The sequence below is a fragment of the Neisseria mucosa genome (assembly GCF_003044445.1).
Taxonomy (GTDB): Bacteria; Pseudomonadota; Gammaproteobacteria; order Burkholderiales; family Neisseriaceae; genus Neisseria; species Neisseria mucosa_A.
On sequence record NZ_POWX01000003.1, the window covers coordinates 51,377 to 67,299 of the forward strand.

The 15,923-nt window shown below is 46.4% G+C and carries 16 protein-coding genes; 10 read left to right on the plus strand and 6 right to left on the minus strand.

The features are described 5' to 3' along the window. The first annotated feature begins 6 nt into the window (after positions 1 to 6). The 7 genes from DBY90_RS02475 to DBY90_RS13610 all read left to right on the plus strand — a co-directional run bounded on the left by DBY90_RS02475 (position 7) and on the right by DBY90_RS13610 (position 7,365). Positions 7 to 1,548: a fatty acid--CoA ligase gene (locus tag DBY90_RS02475; protein WP_070492416.1), complete on the plus strand. Its 1,542-nt coding sequence runs from the start codon at positions 7 to 9 to the stop codon at positions 1,546 to 1,548. A gap of 191 nt (positions 1,549 to 1,739) precedes the next feature. Then, positions 1,740 to 3,287, plus strand: coding sequence for an ABC transporter ATP-binding protein (locus DBY90_RS02480; RefSeq protein ID WP_070492415.1), 1,548 nt, complete (start codon positions 1,740 to 1,742; stop codon positions 3,285 to 3,287). A gap of 150 nt (positions 3,288 to 3,437) precedes the next feature. Further along, a complete protein-coding gene (gene trxA, locus DBY90_RS02485) occupies positions 3,438 to 3,770 on the plus strand; it encodes a thioredoxin TrxA (protein ID WP_049223229.1) in 333 nt (110 codons plus the stop codon). A gap of 97 nt (positions 3,771 to 3,867) precedes the next feature. Next, the gene (uvrB, locus tag DBY90_RS02490) at positions 3,868 to 5,895 is read left to right on the plus strand and encodes an excinuclease ABC subunit UvrB (RefSeq protein WP_070492414.1); all 2,028 of its coding nucleotides are present in this window, start codon (positions 3,868 to 3,870) and stop codon (positions 5,893 to 5,895) included. 27 nt (positions 5,896 to 5,922) lie between these two features. Beyond that, positions 5,923 to 6,807: an AbiTii domain-containing protein gene (locus tag DBY90_RS02495; protein ID WP_070492413.1), complete on the plus strand. Its 885-nt coding sequence runs from the start codon at positions 5,923 to 5,925 to the stop codon at positions 6,805 to 6,807. Positions 6,808 to 6,818: 11 nt separating this feature from the next. Continuing rightward, positions 6,819 to 7,076, plus strand: a complete 258-nt coding sequence (locus DBY90_RS02500) for a hypothetical protein (protein ID WP_083286719.1) — start codon at positions 6,819 to 6,821, stop codon at positions 7,074 to 7,076. 88 nt (positions 7,077 to 7,164) lie between these two features. Then, positions 7,165 to 7,365: an OmpA family protein gene (locus DBY90_RS13610; protein WP_411713444.1), complete on the plus strand. Its 201-nt coding sequence runs from the start codon at positions 7,165 to 7,167 to the stop codon at positions 7,363 to 7,365. 87 nt (positions 7,366 to 7,452) lie between these two features. Here the strand turns inward: DBY90_RS13610 and DBY90_RS02510 are convergent, their stop codons facing one another. Next, the gene (locus DBY90_RS02510; RefSeq protein WP_070492412.1) at positions 7,453 to 8,772 is read right to left on the minus strand and encodes an MFS transporter; all 1,320 of its coding nucleotides are present in this window, start codon (positions 8,770 to 8,772) and stop codon (positions 7,453 to 7,455) included. Between the two features lie 362 nt (positions 8,773 to 9,134). On the opposite strand from DBY90_RS02510, the gene DBY90_RS02515 reads away from it, so the two are divergent. Both DBY90_RS02515 and DBY90_RS02520 read left to right on the plus strand, forming a co-directional pair. Beyond that, positions 9,135 to 9,395, plus strand: coding sequence for a hypothetical protein (locus DBY90_RS02515; RefSeq protein WP_141743838.1), 261 nt, complete (start codon positions 9,135 to 9,137; stop codon positions 9,393 to 9,395). Positions 9,396 to 9,410: 15 nt separating this feature from the next. After that, positions 9,411 to 9,719: a hypothetical protein gene (locus DBY90_RS02520; RefSeq protein WP_070492410.1), complete on the plus strand. Its 309-nt coding sequence runs from the start codon at positions 9,411 to 9,413 to the stop codon at positions 9,717 to 9,719. A gap of 158 nt (positions 9,720 to 9,877) precedes the next feature. On the opposite strand, the gene DBY90_RS02525 is transcribed toward DBY90_RS02520, so the two are convergent. Both DBY90_RS02525 and DBY90_RS02540 read right to left on the minus strand, forming a co-directional pair. Next, positions 9,878 to 10,750: an ABC transporter ATP-binding protein gene (locus DBY90_RS02525; protein ID WP_083286718.1), complete on the minus strand. Its 873-nt coding sequence runs from the start codon at positions 10,748 to 10,750 to the stop codon at positions 9,878 to 9,880. A gap of 289 nt (positions 10,751 to 11,039) precedes the next feature. Further along, positions 11,040 to 11,585, minus strand: coding sequence for a DUF4303 domain-containing protein (locus DBY90_RS02540; protein ID WP_070491039.1), 546 nt, complete (start codon positions 11,583 to 11,585; stop codon positions 11,040 to 11,042). Between the two features lie 208 nt (positions 11,586 to 11,793). Between DBY90_RS02540 and DBY90_RS12615 the strand changes: the two genes are divergently transcribed. Further along, positions 11,794 to 11,967, plus strand: a complete 174-nt coding sequence (locus tag DBY90_RS12615) for a hypothetical protein (RefSeq protein ID WP_185952180.1) — start codon at positions 11,794 to 11,796, stop codon at positions 11,965 to 11,967. A 369-nt stretch (positions 11,968 to 12,336) separates the two neighbouring features. Here the strand turns inward: DBY90_RS12615 and DBY90_RS02555 are convergent, their stop codons facing one another. Genes DBY90_RS02555 through DBY90_RS02565 form a run of 3 tightly spaced genes read right to left on the minus strand, consistent with a single transcriptional unit; the run spans position 12,337 to position 15,892 of the window. Next, complete coding sequence (locus DBY90_RS02555) at positions 12,337 to 13,209, minus strand: toll/interleukin-1 receptor domain-containing protein (protein WP_070491043.1); 873 nt, start codon at positions 13,207 to 13,209, stop codon at positions 12,337 to 12,339. Positions 13,210 to 13,242: 33 nt separating this feature from the next. After that, complete coding sequence (locus DBY90_RS02560; protein WP_070491045.1) at positions 13,243 to 13,851, minus strand: TIR domain-containing protein; 609 nt, start codon at positions 13,849 to 13,851, stop codon at positions 13,243 to 13,245. Next, the gene (locus tag DBY90_RS02565) at positions 13,838 to 15,892 is read right to left on the minus strand and encodes a TIR domain-containing protein (protein WP_107986492.1); all 2,055 of its coding nucleotides are present in this window, start codon (positions 15,890 to 15,892) and stop codon (positions 13,838 to 13,840) included. Before DBY90_RS02565 ends, DBY90_RS02560 begins: the two co-directional genes overlap by 14 nt. Positions 15,893 to 15,923 lie beyond the last annotated feature (31 nt).

Consider the following 15,923-nt stretch of genomic DNA (forward strand, 5'->3'; position numbering starts at 1 on the left):
ATTTCAATGAATCAAACACACAACACAAACTTTTACGAAATGCTGAACGCTGCCTGCCGTAAAAACGGCAAAGGGACTGCGGTGTTCAATGATAAAGAAAAAACCACTTACCATGCACTCAAGCAGGAAGTCGATGCCGTAGCCGCATATCTGCAAAATATGGGCGTCAAATTCGGCGACAAAGTGGCTTTGGCGGTATCCAATTCGCCGGAGTTTATCAGCGCCTATTTTGCCGTCTCCGCCATCGGCGCGGTTGCCGTACCGATGAATACGTTTTTGAAAAACAACGAATACGCGTATATTTTGAACGACTGTAAAGCGCGGTTTATGTTTGCTTCGGCAGGTTTGCAGAAAGAATTGAAGGGGCTGAAAAAACAGACCCGCGTCGAGAAAATCATTTGGATAGGAGAAGCGAAAGCAGCGGACGAAGCCGATGCGCGTTTTGAAGAAGCACGCCGTTTTTCGGGTACGCCCGATTTAAGCCGCCAGCCGAAAATCGATGATTTGGCGCATATTATTTACACTTCCGGCACGACAGGCCACCCAAAAGGCGCATTGATCAGCTATGGCAACCTGTTCTCCAACCTTGAGGGCATCGAGCGCATCTTTAAGATTACCAAACGCGACCGCTTCGTCGTGTTCCTGCCGATGTTCCACAGCTTTACGCTGACGGCCATGGTGTTGCTGCCGATTTATATGGCGTGTTCGATTATTTTGGTGAAATCCGTTTTCCCGTTCTCCAATGTTTTGAAACAGGTTTTATTCAAACGCGCGACCGTGTTTTTGGGCGTGCCCGCGATTTACACCGCCATGAGCAAGGCGAAAATCCCTTGGTATTTCAGATGGTTCAACCGCGTCCGTCTGTTTATCAGCGGCGGCGCGCCTTTGGCGGAACAAACCATCCTCGACTTTAAAGCGAAGTTCCCGCGTGCCAAGCTTTTGGAAGGCTACGGCTTGAGCGAATGCTCGCCCGTCGTCGCCGTCAACACGCCCGAAAGGCAAAAAGCCCGCAGCGTCGGCATCGCCTTGCCCGGATTGGAAGTCAAAGCCGTCAACGACGAATTGGTCGAAGTGCCGACGGGCGAAGTGGGCGAACTCATCGTCAAAGGCGGTTCGGTCATGCAGGGCTACCTGAATATGCGCGATGCCACGGACGAAGCCATCGTCAACGGCTGGCTGAAAACAGGCGATTTTGTCACGATAGACGAAGACGGCTTTATCTTTATCGTCGACCGCAAAAAAGACCTGATTATTTCCAAAGGGCAAAACGTTTATCCGCGCGAAATCGAAGAGGCGATTTACAAACTCGACGCCGTCGAAGCCGCAGCCGTCATCGGCGTGAAAGACCAATACGCCGATGAAGAAATCATCGCCTTTATCCAACTCAAAGACGGCGAAACGTTGGACGAAGCCGACGTGCGCGCCCATTTGCGCGGACATTTGGCGAATTTCAAAATCCCCAAACAGATTTACTTTAAAGACGAACTGCCGAAAAACGCCACCGGCAAAGTGTTGAAACGGGTGTTGAAAGAGCAGTTTCAGAAATAATAAGCGTTCAGACAACCTCGGTTTGCGGGTTTGAATCAGAGGTCGTCTGAAAAGCAGAAAGCCGATGTTTGCTGGGCGCGTTTCTTGTAAACCATCAGATATGGCTTATTGCTTCGTAAGATTCCTGTCCGTGCGGCGGGTATTGCCGATTTGATTCCACCCGTTTTCCGTTTTCAGACGACCTCGATATCATGACAAAACCCATCCTTGAAATTGAAAACCTAAACGCCTCGTTCCCCGGCAAGCAAGTCCTGCACGATGTCAGCCTGACCGTACAGACCGGCAGGAAACTGGCATTGGTCGGCGAGAGCGGCAGCGGTAAAACCGTGTTGGCGCAGGGCATTATGCGGCTGAATCCGCTGGTGTCGTTTGAAGGTCGTCTGAAGTTCGACGGCAACGATTTGCTGATCCAATCCGAACGCGCCCTGCAAAAGCTGCGCGGGCGGGAAATCGGCATGGTGTTTCAAGAACCGATGACCGCGCTCAACCCCGTGATGCGCGTTGGCGCGCAGATTGCCGAAGTGCTGACCCTGCATCTGGGTTTGGATAAAAAACAGGCATGGGCGAGGGCGGTCGAACTCTTGGCGGAAACCGGCATCCGCGAGCCGGAGCAAAAAGCCTTTGCCTATCCCTTCCAGCTTTCCGGCGGACAGCGGCAGCGGGCGATGATTGCGATGGCGGTTGCCGCCGAACCCAAGCTCCTGATTGCCGACGAACCGACCACCGCCCTGGATGTCGCCGTGCAGGCGCAGATTCTCGATTTGTTGGCGCGCTTGCAGCAGGCGCACAACATGACCATGCTCTACATCACCCACGACCTGAACCTTGTCCGCTGCTTTGCAGACGACGTCGCTGTGATGCGCGGCGGACGCATTGTCGAAACGGGTGCAGCGGCGGAAGTATTCGCCCATCCGCAACACGAATACACGAAAATGCTGTTGAACGCCGGTGCCGCGCGCAAGGTCGTACCTTTGGCGGACAATCCCGCCACCGTCTTGCAGGCGGAGCAGATTTCCGTTGCCGTCAAAGAAACAGCAGGCTGGTTCAAAAAACGCAGCAAAACCTTGCTGGAGCCGGTGTCCTTCGATTTGAAAGCAGGCGAAACGCTGGGCATCATTGGCGAAAGCGGCTGCGGCAAAACCACGCTGGCAAAAGCCGTCATGCACCTTATCGATGCGGAAGGTCGTCTGAAAATCAACGGCGAAGACTGGAAACACGAATCCAGACGCGATATACAAATGGTGTTCCAAGACCCCTTCGGCGCATTCAACCCGCGCATGAACGTCTTTAATATCGTTTCCGAAGCCCTGCGCGTTCACGAACCCGATTTGTCCCGTGCAGAAATGCGGCAGCGCGTGCAAGACGTATTGCGGCAGGTCGGGCTGCCCGAAGACGCACTCGAACGCTATCCGCACGCCTTTTCCGGCGGACAACGCCAGCGGCTCGCCATCGCCCGCGCCATCATCGTCCGCCCGAAAATCCTCGTTTTGGACGAACCCACCAGCGCGCTCGACGTACAATGGCAGCAACAGATTCTGGAGCTGCTCGCCGATTTGCAGAAAAAACACGGTCTCAGCCTCATCATCATCAGCCACGACCTCGCCGTCATCCGCGCCCTGTCGCACCGCGTGATGGTTTTGAAAGACGGTAAAATCGTCGAAGAGGGCGGCTGCGAAACCGTATTTGCCAACCCTTCCAGCGATTACACGCGCCATCTGATGAGTTTCAGGGCAGGCTGACCTGTCGGACAGGTCGTCTGAAAAACATTAGCCAATCCCGATGGCAACCTTACAAAAAAACTATTACACTTTGGCGACACTTGAAATTTTCAGCCCCAAGCCCTATCCTGCACAATATCTGATTCAATTTGACACAAAAAGGAAAAACTCATGAGCAGCGAACTGATTATCCACACCACCGATGCAAATTTCGAACAAGACGTTTTGAAATCCGACGTTCCCGTATTGTTGGACTTCTGGGCACCTTGGTGCGGCCCTTGCAAAATGATCGCTCCGATTTTGGACGACATCGCAGCCGAATTTGAAGGTCGTCTGAAAGTCGTCAAACTCAACATCGACGACAACGAAGCCACTCCAGCCAAATTCGGCGTGCGCGGTATTCCGACGCTGATGGTGTTCAAAAACGGCGAAAACGTCGCCACCAAAGTCGGCGCATTGGCAAAAGGTCAGTTGACCGCATTTGTAAACGCTTCTTTGGCTTAAGTTTCAACAACGCAAAAGGTCGTCTGAAAATTTTCAGACGACCTTTTTGCTATAATTTCCCTTTTCCCCGAACTAGAAAACAGGTACAGGCGGCAATATGGAAGTCATCCAATACCCAAATTCCCCTTTCAAACTCCACCAACCCTTCCCGCCCGCCGGCGACCAGCCTACCGCCATTGCCGACCTGCTCGAAGGACTTTCAGACGGCCTTGCCTATCAAACCCTGCTCGGCGTAACCGGTTCGGGAAAAACCTACACCATGGCGAACGTCATCGCCCAAAGCGGCCGCCCCGCCATCATTATGGCGCACAACAAAACCCTTGCCGCCCAGCTTTATGCCGAAATGCGCGAGTTTTTTCCTGAAAACGCGGTGGAATATTTCGTCTCCTACTACGACTATTACCAGCCCGAAGCCTATGTGCCCAGCCGCGATTTGTTCATCGAAAAAGACAGCGCAATCAACGAACACATCGAGCAGATGCGCCTTTCCGCCACCAAAAACCTGATGACGCGCGACGACGTGATTATCGTCGCCACCGTATCCGCCATTTACGGTATCGGCGATCCGACCGAGTATCAACAAATGGTGTTGTCCGTCAAAGAAGGCGACACCATCGAGCAGCGCGACATCATCGCCACACTCGTTTCCATGCAGTACGAACGCGGCGATTTGGACTTCAAACGCGGCAGCTTCCGCGTGCGCGGCGACGTGATTGACGTGTACCCCGCCGAAAGCTCCGAAAACGCCTTGCGTATCAGCCTGTTTGATGACGAAATCGACCGCCTCGATATGTTCGACCCGCTTTCAGGCAGCCTGCACCAACGCGTCGGCCGCTACACCGTCTTCCCGTCCAGCCACTACGTTACCCCGCGCGATACCGTATTGCGCGCCTGCGAGTCCATCAAAGAAGAATTGCGCGAACGCATCGAATTTTTCGTCCGCGAACAACGCCCCGTCGAGCAACAACGCATCGAACAGCGCACCCGCTTCGACCTCGAAATGCTCTACGAAATGGGCTTCTGCAAAGGCATCGAAAACTACTCCCGCCACTTCTCCGGCAAAAAAGAAGGCGAACCGCCGCCCACACTGATGGACTACCTGCCCGACAACGCCATCATGTTCATCGACGAAAGCCACGTTACCGTAACCCAAATCGGCGGCATGTACAAAGGCGACGCATCGCGCAAGCAAAACCTCGTGGACTACGGCTTCCGCCTGCCTTCCGCCCGCGACAACCGCCCGCTCAAATTCCACGAATTTGAAAAAGTCATGCCGCAAACCATTTTTGTTTCCGCCACTCCCGCCAAATACGAAGAAGAACACGCCGGACAAGTGGTCGAACAAGTCGTCCGCCCCACAGGGCTGGTCGACCCCCAAATCATCATCCGCCCCGTCGCTACCCAAGTCGATGACTTAATGAGCGAAATCAACGACCGCATCCAAAAAGGCGAACGCGTACTCGTTACCACCCTCACCAAACGCATGGCGGAGCAACTCACCGACTATTACAGCGAACTCGGCATCAAAGTGCGCTACCTGCACAGCGACATTGATACCGTCGAGCGCGTAGAAATCATCCGCGATTTGCGGCTGGGATTGTTTGACGTACTCGTCGGCATCAACCTGCTGCGCGAAGGCTTGGACATCCCCGAAGTCTCCCTCGTCGCCATTCTCGACGCCGACAAAGAAGGCTTCCTGCGCTCCCACCGCAGCCTGATTCAAACCATAGGCCGCGCCGCGCGCAACGTAAACGGCGTCGCCATCCTGTACGCCGACAAAATCACCGACTCCATGAAAGCCGCCATCGACGAAACCGAACGCCGCCGTGAAAAACAGATGAAATTCAACGAAGAACACGGCATCATGCCGCAGCAGATTAAAAAACAGGTCAAAGACATCATCGACGGCGTGTACCACGAAGAAGACAGCGGCAAGGGTCGTCTGAAAGGTAAAAACAAGGTTAAAGTCGGCGAGATTCACAACGAAGAAGACGCGATTAAAGAAATCGCCAAACTGGAGAAGGCTATGCAGCAGGCGGCTAGGGATTTGCAGTTTGAAGAGGCGGCTGTTCTTCGTGATAGAATACGGAATATTAAGGAAAATCTGTTGTTTGGAGCGGAATAATTTTATTTAACATGGAGATTGAATTAAATGACTTCTATTATTTTAGAACTACAAAGCCTAGCTGCCAACCCAAATAGTGATGTAGAAGAGTTAGTAAGTAAAACATTAATGGTTGCAAGAAAATTAAAAATTAATGAATTAACTGAATGGTGTAATAATGAATTACAAGGTTATTCATCAGAAAATTTACCAAAATATAGAATATTTTATGGAGAGTTAAAAGCTTTTAACCCTTATCATGGCGATGTTCCATTTATGCTTCCTGATGAATTGAGAGAACTAGTAACAAAAATTAAATATACATCATCAATTAGTGAAATAAGAAACCTATTAAAGACAAAATGTAATAGCTTTCAAAGAGTTTTACCTAATAATTTAAAACAGTCTTTAATGGATTTACAAAAAACTCCATTTCCGCTTGAGCCGAAAATAATCATTCATTCAATTGACCTGATGAATATTCAATCAAAGGTAAGACAGCTAATTTTAGATTGGGCATTACGACTGGAAGAGGAAGGTATTTTAGGAAATGGTATCCAATTTACAAAATCAGAACAGGAGAAAGCAATGTCAAACCAATTCAATATTCAGAATATGCAAGGGTTTATTGGGGATATTTTTGGCGGTAATGTTCAGCAAAATATTCAAGACGGTATTCATATTGAAAAAGAAAATTTCAATGAACTGGCTAACTTTTTAGCAAAAAACGGGATTCCATCTGCCGAATTAGAAGATTTACGAAATGCACTGATAGAAGATGGTCAGCCCACAGATAAAAAATTCGGCTCAAAAGTAAGTGCATGGATTGGCAATATTGTTACAAAGGCTTCTACCGGTGCAATTGATGTTTCAGTAGGTACTATTGCAGGAATATTAACTAATGCGATTTCAAAATATTATGGCTTAATGTAAGCAAATGAAATATGTGCGGCTCCACCACACACGCCGTCCCCAACCGCCCAAAACCGCGTGCCTGCCTGCAGCTCACATCCTACCACCACGCTAACGCAGCAAGCCGTAGTCTGCATGACCAACCGTGTGCGTGGCTGCGCCACACAACCTACCTGCGGGCGGCACAAACTTTAAAACCGACGTGTAGAGTGTGTGCGGTACGCACGCACGCGTTCTTTGTCGTTCAAACCATTGTTTCAAACTTTCAGACGACCTCAAATGTCGTCTGAAAATCTCTAGCAAGCGTAGGTCGGATACTTGTATCCGACAAAATCTTTAACATACCGGTCATTGCAATCTATTGCAGCAATGCTCGAAATGTCGGATTCGAGAATCCGACCTACGCTAAACTGGTTTGAGGCAAAAGGGTTGCATCAAAACTATCAAACCGAAGGTCTCGGCGCCGCCAATCCCGTTGCGCCAAACGCCAACGATGACGGCAGCGACAATCCCGAAGGTCGCGCTAAAAACCGCCGTGTAGAGATCATCGTCAATAAAACGAAGAAGTTGGGCGAATAATCTTAACCTTAAAACAAAGGTCGTCTGAAAACCAATTTTGAGTTTTCAGACGACCTTTTGCTGATTTTAGGCTGTCGATACGGTTGTTTAAGAGCTGATTTCCTCCAGCGTCCTGCCTTTCGTTTCTTCGCCTAAAGCCAAAATCACCAATACAATCAGCATCATCACGCCGGCGAACATCATGAATATATTGCCGAATCCGCCGCTGCCACCGACCATTTTGGCGACCACCATAGGCGCAAGAATGCCGCCGATACGTCCGATTGCGCCAGCCCAGCCGGAGGCGAAGGCGCGGAAGCGGAGGGGGTAGAGTTCGGGCGTGTAGGTGTATAAAACGCCCCATGCGCCGAGGTTGAAGAACGACATCAGGCTGCCCCATACCATGACTTCGGCGGCGCTGCTGCTTTGTCCGAAAAACCACGCACAGACGGCACAGGCGGCGAGAAAGCCCGCCAAAGTCGCTTTGCGCCCGATTTTTTCCACCAATGCCGCCGCCGCGATGTAGCCGGGCAGTTGCGCGACAATCATCACCAGCACATATTCAAAGGTTTTAACCACCGTATTGCCTTGTTCGACCAAGAGTTTCGGCAGCCAAGTAAAAATGCCGTAATAGGAAAAGACGATGCCGAACCAAACCAACCACAGCATCAGCGTGCGCCGTGCGAAAGGCTGTTGCCATAATTGTATGAAACGGATGCGCTGTTTTTGCTGTTGCGGCGGTGCTACGGCTGTTGCAGCGGGCGCAATCCCCGCTTCCTCTTCCAAGCGGCTGACCAGCCGGTGCGCTTCGTCCGTTTTGCCTTGCGAGAGCAGGTATGGGACGGATTCGGGGATGAATTTCAGCACCAGCGGGATATAAAAAATAGGCAGCGCGCCGATTAAAAACGCGCTGTGCCAGCCGAATTTTGGGATAAAGAAATAGGAAGCGAGTGCGGCGGCAAGCCAGCCCAAGCCCCAAAAACTTTCCAGCAACACGATAAACCGACCGCGTACTTTCGGAGGGGCGTATTCGCTGACCAATGACACCGCGACGGGAAGCTGTCCGCCCAGTCCTACGCCGACAAAGAAGCGGCAGATAAGTAGTGTTGCAATGTCGGGAGCGAAGGCGCATAGGCCTGTCGCCGTGCTGTACACCGCCATGGTCGCGGCAAATACGGTTTTCCTGCCGAAGCGGTCTGCCAGCCAGCCGCTCGCTACCGCCCCCAGTGCCATGCCGATAAAGGCGATGCTGACTATCCAGCCCAGTTGCGCCGGCTGCAATCCCCATTCTTTGCCCAATGCGGGCAATATAAACGACACGATGCCGGTATCCATTGCGTCAAACAACCAACCGATGCCGACCAATACCAGTAATTTGTAGTGGAACCTGCACGGCGGCAATGCTTGCAGGCGGGAAAGAATGTCCATCTTGGTTCTCCTTTGGGGTTTTGAGGAAACATATATAGCAGATTCGCTTGATTTTTGATACGGTATCTGACGACATGGATGCTTTTGATTTGGACTTACAGTAGAGTTTTTGCGAAATTGGGTGTTAGCAGAAAGCAGACCCAGTGCTTGAGTGTGTACTGAAAATGGTTTGAGGTCGTCTGAAAAGCAAAAAACAGTAGGTGAGGTCGGGTTGATAAGCACAACGCTTTCTGACAAGCTGTTCCCACTCGGCTGATTCTGTCGGAACGACAAGTTCGCTCAATTGACTTGGAAAATAAGGAATTTTTACAAGCTATTATTGTCTAATGAATTTAATGAAACAACCAATAAGGAAGGGTAATATGAAAGTAGTAAAAGGAACCCTTTGGGTTATGTTAGGATCGTTACTGGCTTTCCCGGTTTTTGCTAAAACTTTTACTTACACAGCTCAGTGCAATATTCAGGTTATTGACCCGAAAAAAGCTCCTAATCCACCTGCGCGGGTTACTGGGGCAGGAACGGGTAAAACAGCAGACGCTGCTTGTACAGCTGCAAAAAAAGATGCAACCCAAAAAGCGCCGGCCGGAACCTATGCCAGACATTGTCAATGTAAACCTGCTTAAATTGGAGAATCAAGAATGCTGCAATATTCAGAAGTAGTGAAAACTGTTGTTGTAAATCCGATTGCCCTAGAAGATGATGAATTGAATTTTAAAATTGAAATTCTCAAAAACAGTAATGATGAGTTTCACGCACGCTTGTTTAGGCTGGAAACCTATTTGGTCAAACCGTCTTTTGTCGAAGATACATTCGCAGATGAGTTGCAGTATGTACTGGATTTGCATACTGTGCCAGATCTTACTACAGCATACAGATCTTCGGTTGAAGATTGTTTGCAGTCCGCATTGAGAGAATTAGAAAAGAAATTTAGTAAACAGTCATTTTAAAATGGTCTAAATGCCTTTTGAATGGCTTCCAACCAGAATCATAGGGCAAGCAAGCTGAAGAGAAGTAAAGCCGAATAAATCAGTATCTTCATTTTTTTACATCTGTTTATGGCAAAGGTCGTCTGAAAACGATTGGGCAAAATCCAATATGTCCGTTTTCAGACGACCTCTTTTGAATCTTCTTTGTTTTCTTCTTTTGCCCAATGTTCCCGTACACGCGCCTTGCCGTTTGCATCCAAGCGGCGATAAAGATTGATGACTTCGTCGGCAGAAGTAGTGTTTTCCGGCTGAGTCGCGCCGAACAGGGAGCGCACATAATCATCCGCCGGATGGTTTTGAATATCCTGCGGCGTATCGACCTGCACCAGCCTGCCTTGGTGCATCACGCCGATGCGGCAGGCGAGTTTGGCGGCTTCGCTCATGTCGTGGGTAACGAAAACAATAGTAGTGCCGAGTTTTTTATGAATCAGCGACACGGTTTCCTGAAGGGAAGCGCGGGCGAGCGGGTCGAGGGCGGAGAAGGGTTCGTCCATCAACAAGATGTCGGGTTTGGCGGCAATGGCGCGCAGGATGCCGATGCGCTGCTGTTCGCCGCCGGAGAGTTCGTGCGGATAGCGGTTTAGGTAGGTTTCGGGCGGCATGCCGACCAGCTCGAGCAGCTCGTTCACGCGCGATGTGCGCTTCGGTTTGTCCCAGCCCAAAATGTCGGGCATCAGCTCGATATTCTGCCGCACGGTCATAGTGGGGAACAGGGCGATTTGTTGCAGCACATAGCCGATGCGGTGGCGCAGCCCGCGGATGTCGTAATCTTTGATACGCCTGCCGTTGAAATAAACATCGCCGTCGGTCGGCTCGGTCAACGCGTTAATCATGCGCAGCATAGTGGATTTGCCGCTGCCCGAACCGCCCACCAACACGAAAAACTCGCCTTGGTAAATGGTCAGGTTCAGTTCGTTCACGGCGGTGTGGTTGTCGTAGCGTTTGCTGACGTTTTTGAATTCGATTAAGGGAGTATGTTCAGGCTGCATCATAAATATCCTTTGCAACTTCGACAAAACGGCGCGGCTCACGTTCCAATAATTGCGGCAGGTCGTCTGAAACGGCGGCGGGTTAGGCTGAGGTCTTGGTGGAAGTTGGGTTTTTATAGTGGATTAACTTTAAACCAGTACGGCGTTGCCTCGCCTTAGCTCAAAGAGAACGATTCTCTAAGGTGCTGAAGCACCAAGTGAATCGGTTCCGTACTATTTGTACTGTCTGTGGCTTCGTCGCCTTGTCCTGATTTAAATTTAACCCACTATAATCTAACCTACTTGCTGAAAGTTATACAAATTCAGGGAAATGCCGTTGCAGTTGTTCGGGCGTGAGGCTGGGCACAATCAGCTCTTCGTCTTCATCGCAGGCAACGGCGACAAAATCGGGGGCGACGAGCTTGGCGCGCAGCAAATCTTCGGTGGCGCGGCGGCAGGCGCGTGGGAAGCATTGGCGGAAGTGGTCGTATAAGTCGTCCCAATCGGTTTCTTGGCGCACGGCAGCCTGCACGCTTTGCGCCGCCGTATTGCCCGTTGTGCCGCCGTCAAACAGATATTCCGCCAAGTCTGCACCCGACCAGCGCAGCGATTGTTCCAGCTCGGAGCGGCTTTCGGCGGAGCCGTATTCGCGTTGGTATTTTTCCACCACGCGCGCAAGCAGCTTTTCTGTGCCGACCGACAGTGAGGGGAAATAGAGATGGGTATTGTCGCAGTAGAAATTGTGGAAAATGGCGGCATACACGGTTTCGTGCGGGTGCTGCCTGCGGATGCTGTGCACGGCATCCACGATGATTTGATAGGCGAGGTTTTCGATAGATTGCCAATCCGGCTGCGGCATGGTGTGTCCTTTCAGGCTACCTGAAAATGATGGGGGCGGTGTTCGCGGGCATCGGGTTCGATATTTTAGTGGCGTTGGCGGGATTCGGGAATCCGATTTCATCGGAAAGGGTAAGTGCGGGCTGCTTTCATATCCGTAACGCTACTGCCAAAGTCGAATACGCAGGACAGACGTTTTTGGTTGACCCGTTTTCGCCCCCAAGCATTCCATGAACGGCTTTCCCAGTACGTTCAACAGCCAAGCCAAAATGCCGCTGGTCGGGCTGCCGATGAGCGTGAATAAAATTTTGGACGGTGTGGATGCAGTTATCGTTACCCATACTCACGAAGGCCATTGGGACGAAACCGCCGCACGTCCCATTCCGAAAAACCTGCCCGTATGAGACCTTTGCAATAACATAGGTTACTAAAATTTTATGCTCAATCTCATTTTCAAAATTCAAAACCTTTCTGATTTTTCCTACTTTTTGCTCAATATTAGGAAGGTTTTAGTCAATTAAAAATTTTTTGGCGCATTTTTATGCGTCAAATTTCGTTAACAGACTATTTTTGCAAAGGTCTCATACCGTGAATCATACCGCCGTCAGCCGCGCCGATATGCGTAAATTTATACGCGGTCAAAGCATTGAAAGCTGTGCGAACGTTCCAGAAGACGGAGAAATCGTGAAGCTGGATTGATAAACGGCGCATTACCAAAGCAGCCTGCACTTTGTTGAGGAAGTGCAGGCTGCTTTTTTAGAAGGAACAGGATCTTATATAAAATTATTCTTTAAAAGTTTCTTTCTTACAGTTTCATAATCAACCTCTATACTATTCATTAAGACAATGGGTGAATCATCTAAAGAAAAATCTTTTTTTAACTTTTCTACTCTTTCTTCATTTTTATCAAAGATAAGTAATAGAATATTTTTATCAAGCTCTTTACAAATAGATAGCTCTACTTTTGTCCATTTGCTTTCCTCAATAAAATTTGGCGTAACAATGAATACTCCTGTCTTACATATTGAGATGCCATGGCGAATTTTTTCGTATATGACTTCCTCACTTGAATTATTTTCTAACGTCATTTCATTACGATCTAACCAAATTGGTATTTCTTTAGCGCATAAATAATCGCTAATAGGCAAAGCTATCTTATCTTTATCTAATGATGAATGACTAATGAAAATTGCTGGAATCTGATATTTAGCACTTTTATATTGGGGATTTTTCGCCTCAAAAGAAGAACGCAGTCCAAACCGTAACGTAGGAAGTATTTTATTTCTAATAAATGATTCAGATTCAGATTCAGAAAAAATAAAAAGTTTATCAAAGGAAGATAGAGTATATGCATCCTTAAATGTCGCTATATTACCACCTTTTGACACATCTCCAATAAATATATTATGTAAAGAATATTTATCACCAAACTGCTTTATCCATTCGGTAAATATTTCTCTTTTAAGATAATTTGTATCTATTGTAATAAAAATAAATACCTCAAATGCCCATGGGTTATTATTTACTTTAACACCAATTCCAGTAACCTCGTCTTTGTTAAATGTAGAAAGAATATTTTTGATAAAATACTTATCTTTTTTCCTATTAACATAAGATCCTTTGAATATATAAGTTAGTAAGTCCATAGATTATCTCTTTGTAAATTATTTATGAATTATCTACGAATTATTTCTTCTCATCTTTCTACTCATGTCATACTGGCAAGATTCTCTATCTTGAAAAGTTAGATCAATAAGTAATTTTAAATCTTCAACATTTAAATCTTCCCATTTTGTAACAGATATTTTTACATTTCTAGCTAGTAAATTATCGATTATACGTTCTGGCAAATAAGGATATCGCCTTTCATACTCATCTCTAGAATCTATACTAATCCAATTGGTAACTGATCGATATAAATTTCTTTTTTCCTCATCACCATGTGCTGCCCTGATATACTGAGGGTTTGTTGAAGGAAGCTGTATTACAAGAATGCCTGATTTTTTATTTTTCTTACCATCATACATACTGGAATAAAGTTCCCAATCAATATGTTTTCTATTTTTAGTTTCCGTTCCTACCAATAAAATTGTAACAGTAGTCTCACGTAAGTATTCATCACGAATTTTCTTTCTAATTTCTTCATCCGATAAATCATCACTAATATCCCCTGTATCAACAGAGTCATCGATAAAAATATCGTTTTCTTCATTGCACTTAAGCAACGCTTCCTTTGCCCACTGATCATTAGTATGATGATAACTAATAAAAACTTTATGCTTGGTCATTAAGACTGCTCTCCTTGCTAGATAAGTTTTTAATTCCTTTTAGAATCAGATGAACGCATTCATCAACAAAAGGTGTCTGCATCAATCTCTCATATTCTTTGACCGTTAGTCCTGCTTTTGTTGCAAGCTCTGAGATTGAGATATATTCAATAATAGATCTAATGTCGTCATAATTGGCATTGTTATTATGAGAACGTGCGATATCCTGTAATTCTTTATAGAATGCATTATGAGAAGTCTGCCATTCTTCCGTAAACTCTTCAGCCAAGCATTGATTCTTAATTGAATCACATAACTTACCGGTTAATCCTCCTAAACCACCAACTAAGAAAATTACTTTTTTCTCTTTATAAGCAATCAAGAACTCTTCTAAAACCCCAGGCATTTTTCCAAGGTAGTTTTCAAATTTTCCACCAGCAAAAACTCTTATATCCGAAGAACAGATAGACGTTTCTCTCATCTCGGTAAGACATCGAGACCAAATATATTTATTTTCAGGACAATTTGGCTCAAGAAAACGATCTTTATTCTGAATCAAACCTTCTACATCATCCGGTATATTAGCTTCTACAGGTTTTACTACAGTTTTATAATTTGCATACCACTTTGTATTTTCTTTTTTAGTATATAGAGGCCAAGCTAGATGATTTTCTACAAATAGTTGATCTGTCTGCAACCTATCCCTTAAAACTGTTGCTTCATCGAGAATGAATTTCGTAAAACCTTCATCCCGTAAATCGCCACCATAAATTAGAGTGTGCTCACCAGCTAATAAATGTCGTGCTAAAGATTGAGAAAACCGCTTGAGTTCGTCAATGTCTTGGTTGTATGTTTCATAACCGTCAGGAAGATAATCAGAAATAGATAGACCGATACGTAAATTAGAGCTAGTTTCATTCTCTTGTTTAGATGACCATAAGGGAGTGGAAACAGTAATGTTAAAATGATTTGTCCACTCTGTTTCTTCCTTATATAAAGGTGGTTCAGGGTAGCAAATAACTAAATTATCTTTATGTCCTTTATCTAAAATATCAACAATTTGCTGAATTTCTGGCGGTCTAGCAAAAATCTCAGCAGATTTATCAATCCAGCCTTGCTCTTGATAATATCGTAGCAGTTTGTGTGCATGCTCAAAACGTATTGTTTCTAATAATGCTGCGATAAGAATCCTTAAAATATCTTTTTCTTCCAATGGCTCTGCAGTTATATGCACACAGGGAATATTCGATGCTGCAGGGAAAACTCTATCTTCGTATTCTTCCAAGCTATTCACAAGGATAATAGGGCGTCGTTCCCTTTTGGCACTTAAAATTTCTCTTTGACACCAGTATCTAGAAGAGTACGCATCACTTTCAATCGCAATGATTGTTGAGTTTTTAATATGATTTTCAATTTCTTGATCAAATTTAAATCCAGGTGATATTTCATTTGCATCAAAAAATCTTTGCATATTGGAGTTATCTAAAAAATTCTTAATAGCTTCTGCGTGTTTTAAGCCTGTATCTCCTTTTTTTGCATGACTTAGGAATAAGCGAATCGAAGAATCAATACCAAGGTTATTCTCAGTAGTATCTTTCAAACCAAATCGATATAACTCATGAGATAAGAAAAGAATGGCGTATTCTTTTTTTAGTGCAGTAGGCCAATCAAATGCCCGAATACAATTTAAATTCTTCAGACGACCTGATGAAGTTTGGTTTAATCCTTCTCGTTCAATAGCTACAGGCACAATATGATAATTATCTTGCTCTGGTAACGAGTTGATATAGTATTCCCAACCAGGATCCATCAAAGTATTACTGCTAATAAAAAGAAAAATCACATCTTTTTCAGCAAGTTTCTGTGGGGTAGAAGATGGTGGGATTTTAGGTTTTCGTGAGCTGTATAAAAATGTTGGGATATTTAATTCTCTAGAAAATGGACGATCAATATCCCGTGTAAGATAACGACGAAATTCCATCAGTGTAGAATAGATATTTTCTTTATCATCTGGATGCCAAATAAAATGAACGGCCAAAGGTGGAGTGATTTGCATGGACATAAGAGACTAATCCCTACTTAAAGTTTAAATT

Excerpts from the sequence above, each read along its gene's own strand:
- DBY90_RS02475 (WP_070492416.1), top strand. The coding sequence starts at position 7 with ATGAATCAAACACACAACACAAACTTTTACGAAATGCTGAACGCTGCC.
- DBY90_RS02480 (WP_070492415.1), top strand. The coding sequence starts at position 1,740 with ATGACAAAACCCATCCTTGAAATTGAAAACCTAAACGCCTCGTTCCCC.
- trxA (WP_049223229.1), top strand. The coding sequence starts at position 3,438 with ATGAGCAGCGAACTGATTATCCACACCACCGATGCAAATTTCGAACAA.
- uvrB (WP_070492414.1), top strand. The coding sequence starts at position 3,868 with ATGGAAGTCATCCAATACCCAAATTCCCCTTTCAAACTCCACCAACCC.
- DBY90_RS02495 (WP_070492413.1), top strand. The coding sequence starts at position 5,923 with ATGACTTCTATTATTTTAGAACTACAAAGCCTAGCTGCCAACCCAAAT.
- DBY90_RS02500 (WP_083286719.1), top strand. The coding sequence starts at position 6,819 with ATGTGCGGCTCCACCACACACGCCGTCCCCAACCGCCCAAAACCGCGT.
- DBY90_RS13610 (WP_411713444.1), top strand. The coding sequence starts at position 7,165 with ATGTCGGATTCGAGAATCCGACCTACGCTAAACTGGTTTGAGGCAAAA.
- DBY90_RS02510 (WP_070492412.1), bottom strand. The coding sequence starts at position 8,772 with ATGGACATTCTTTCCCGCCTGCAAGCATTGCCGCCGTGCAGGTTCCAC.
- DBY90_RS02515 (WP_141743838.1), top strand. The coding sequence starts at position 9,135 with ATGAAAGTAGTAAAAGGAACCCTTTGGGTTATGTTAGGATCGTTACTG.
- DBY90_RS02520 (WP_070492410.1), top strand. The coding sequence starts at position 9,411 with ATGCTGCAATATTCAGAAGTAGTGAAAACTGTTGTTGTAAATCCGATT.
- DBY90_RS02525 (WP_083286718.1), bottom strand. The coding sequence starts at position 10,750 with ATGATGCAGCCTGAACATACTCCCTTAATCGAATTCAAAAACGTCAGC.
- DBY90_RS02540 (WP_070491039.1), bottom strand. The coding sequence starts at position 11,585 with ATGCCGCAGCCGGATTGGCAATCTATCGAAAACCTCGCCTATCAAATC.
- DBY90_RS12615 (WP_185952180.1), top strand. The coding sequence starts at position 11,794 with ATGAACGGCTTTCCCAGTACGTTCAACAGCCAAGCCAAAATGCCGCTG.
- DBY90_RS02555 (WP_070491043.1), bottom strand. The coding sequence starts at position 13,209 with ATGGACTTACTAACTTATATATTCAAAGGATCTTATGTTAATAGGAAA.
- DBY90_RS02560 (WP_070491045.1), bottom strand. The coding sequence starts at position 13,851 with ATGACCAAGCATAAAGTTTTTATTAGTTATCATCATACTAATGATCAG.
- DBY90_RS02565 (WP_107986492.1), bottom strand. The coding sequence starts at position 15,892 with ATGTCCATGCAAATCACTCCACCTTTGGCCGTTCATTTTATTTGGCAT.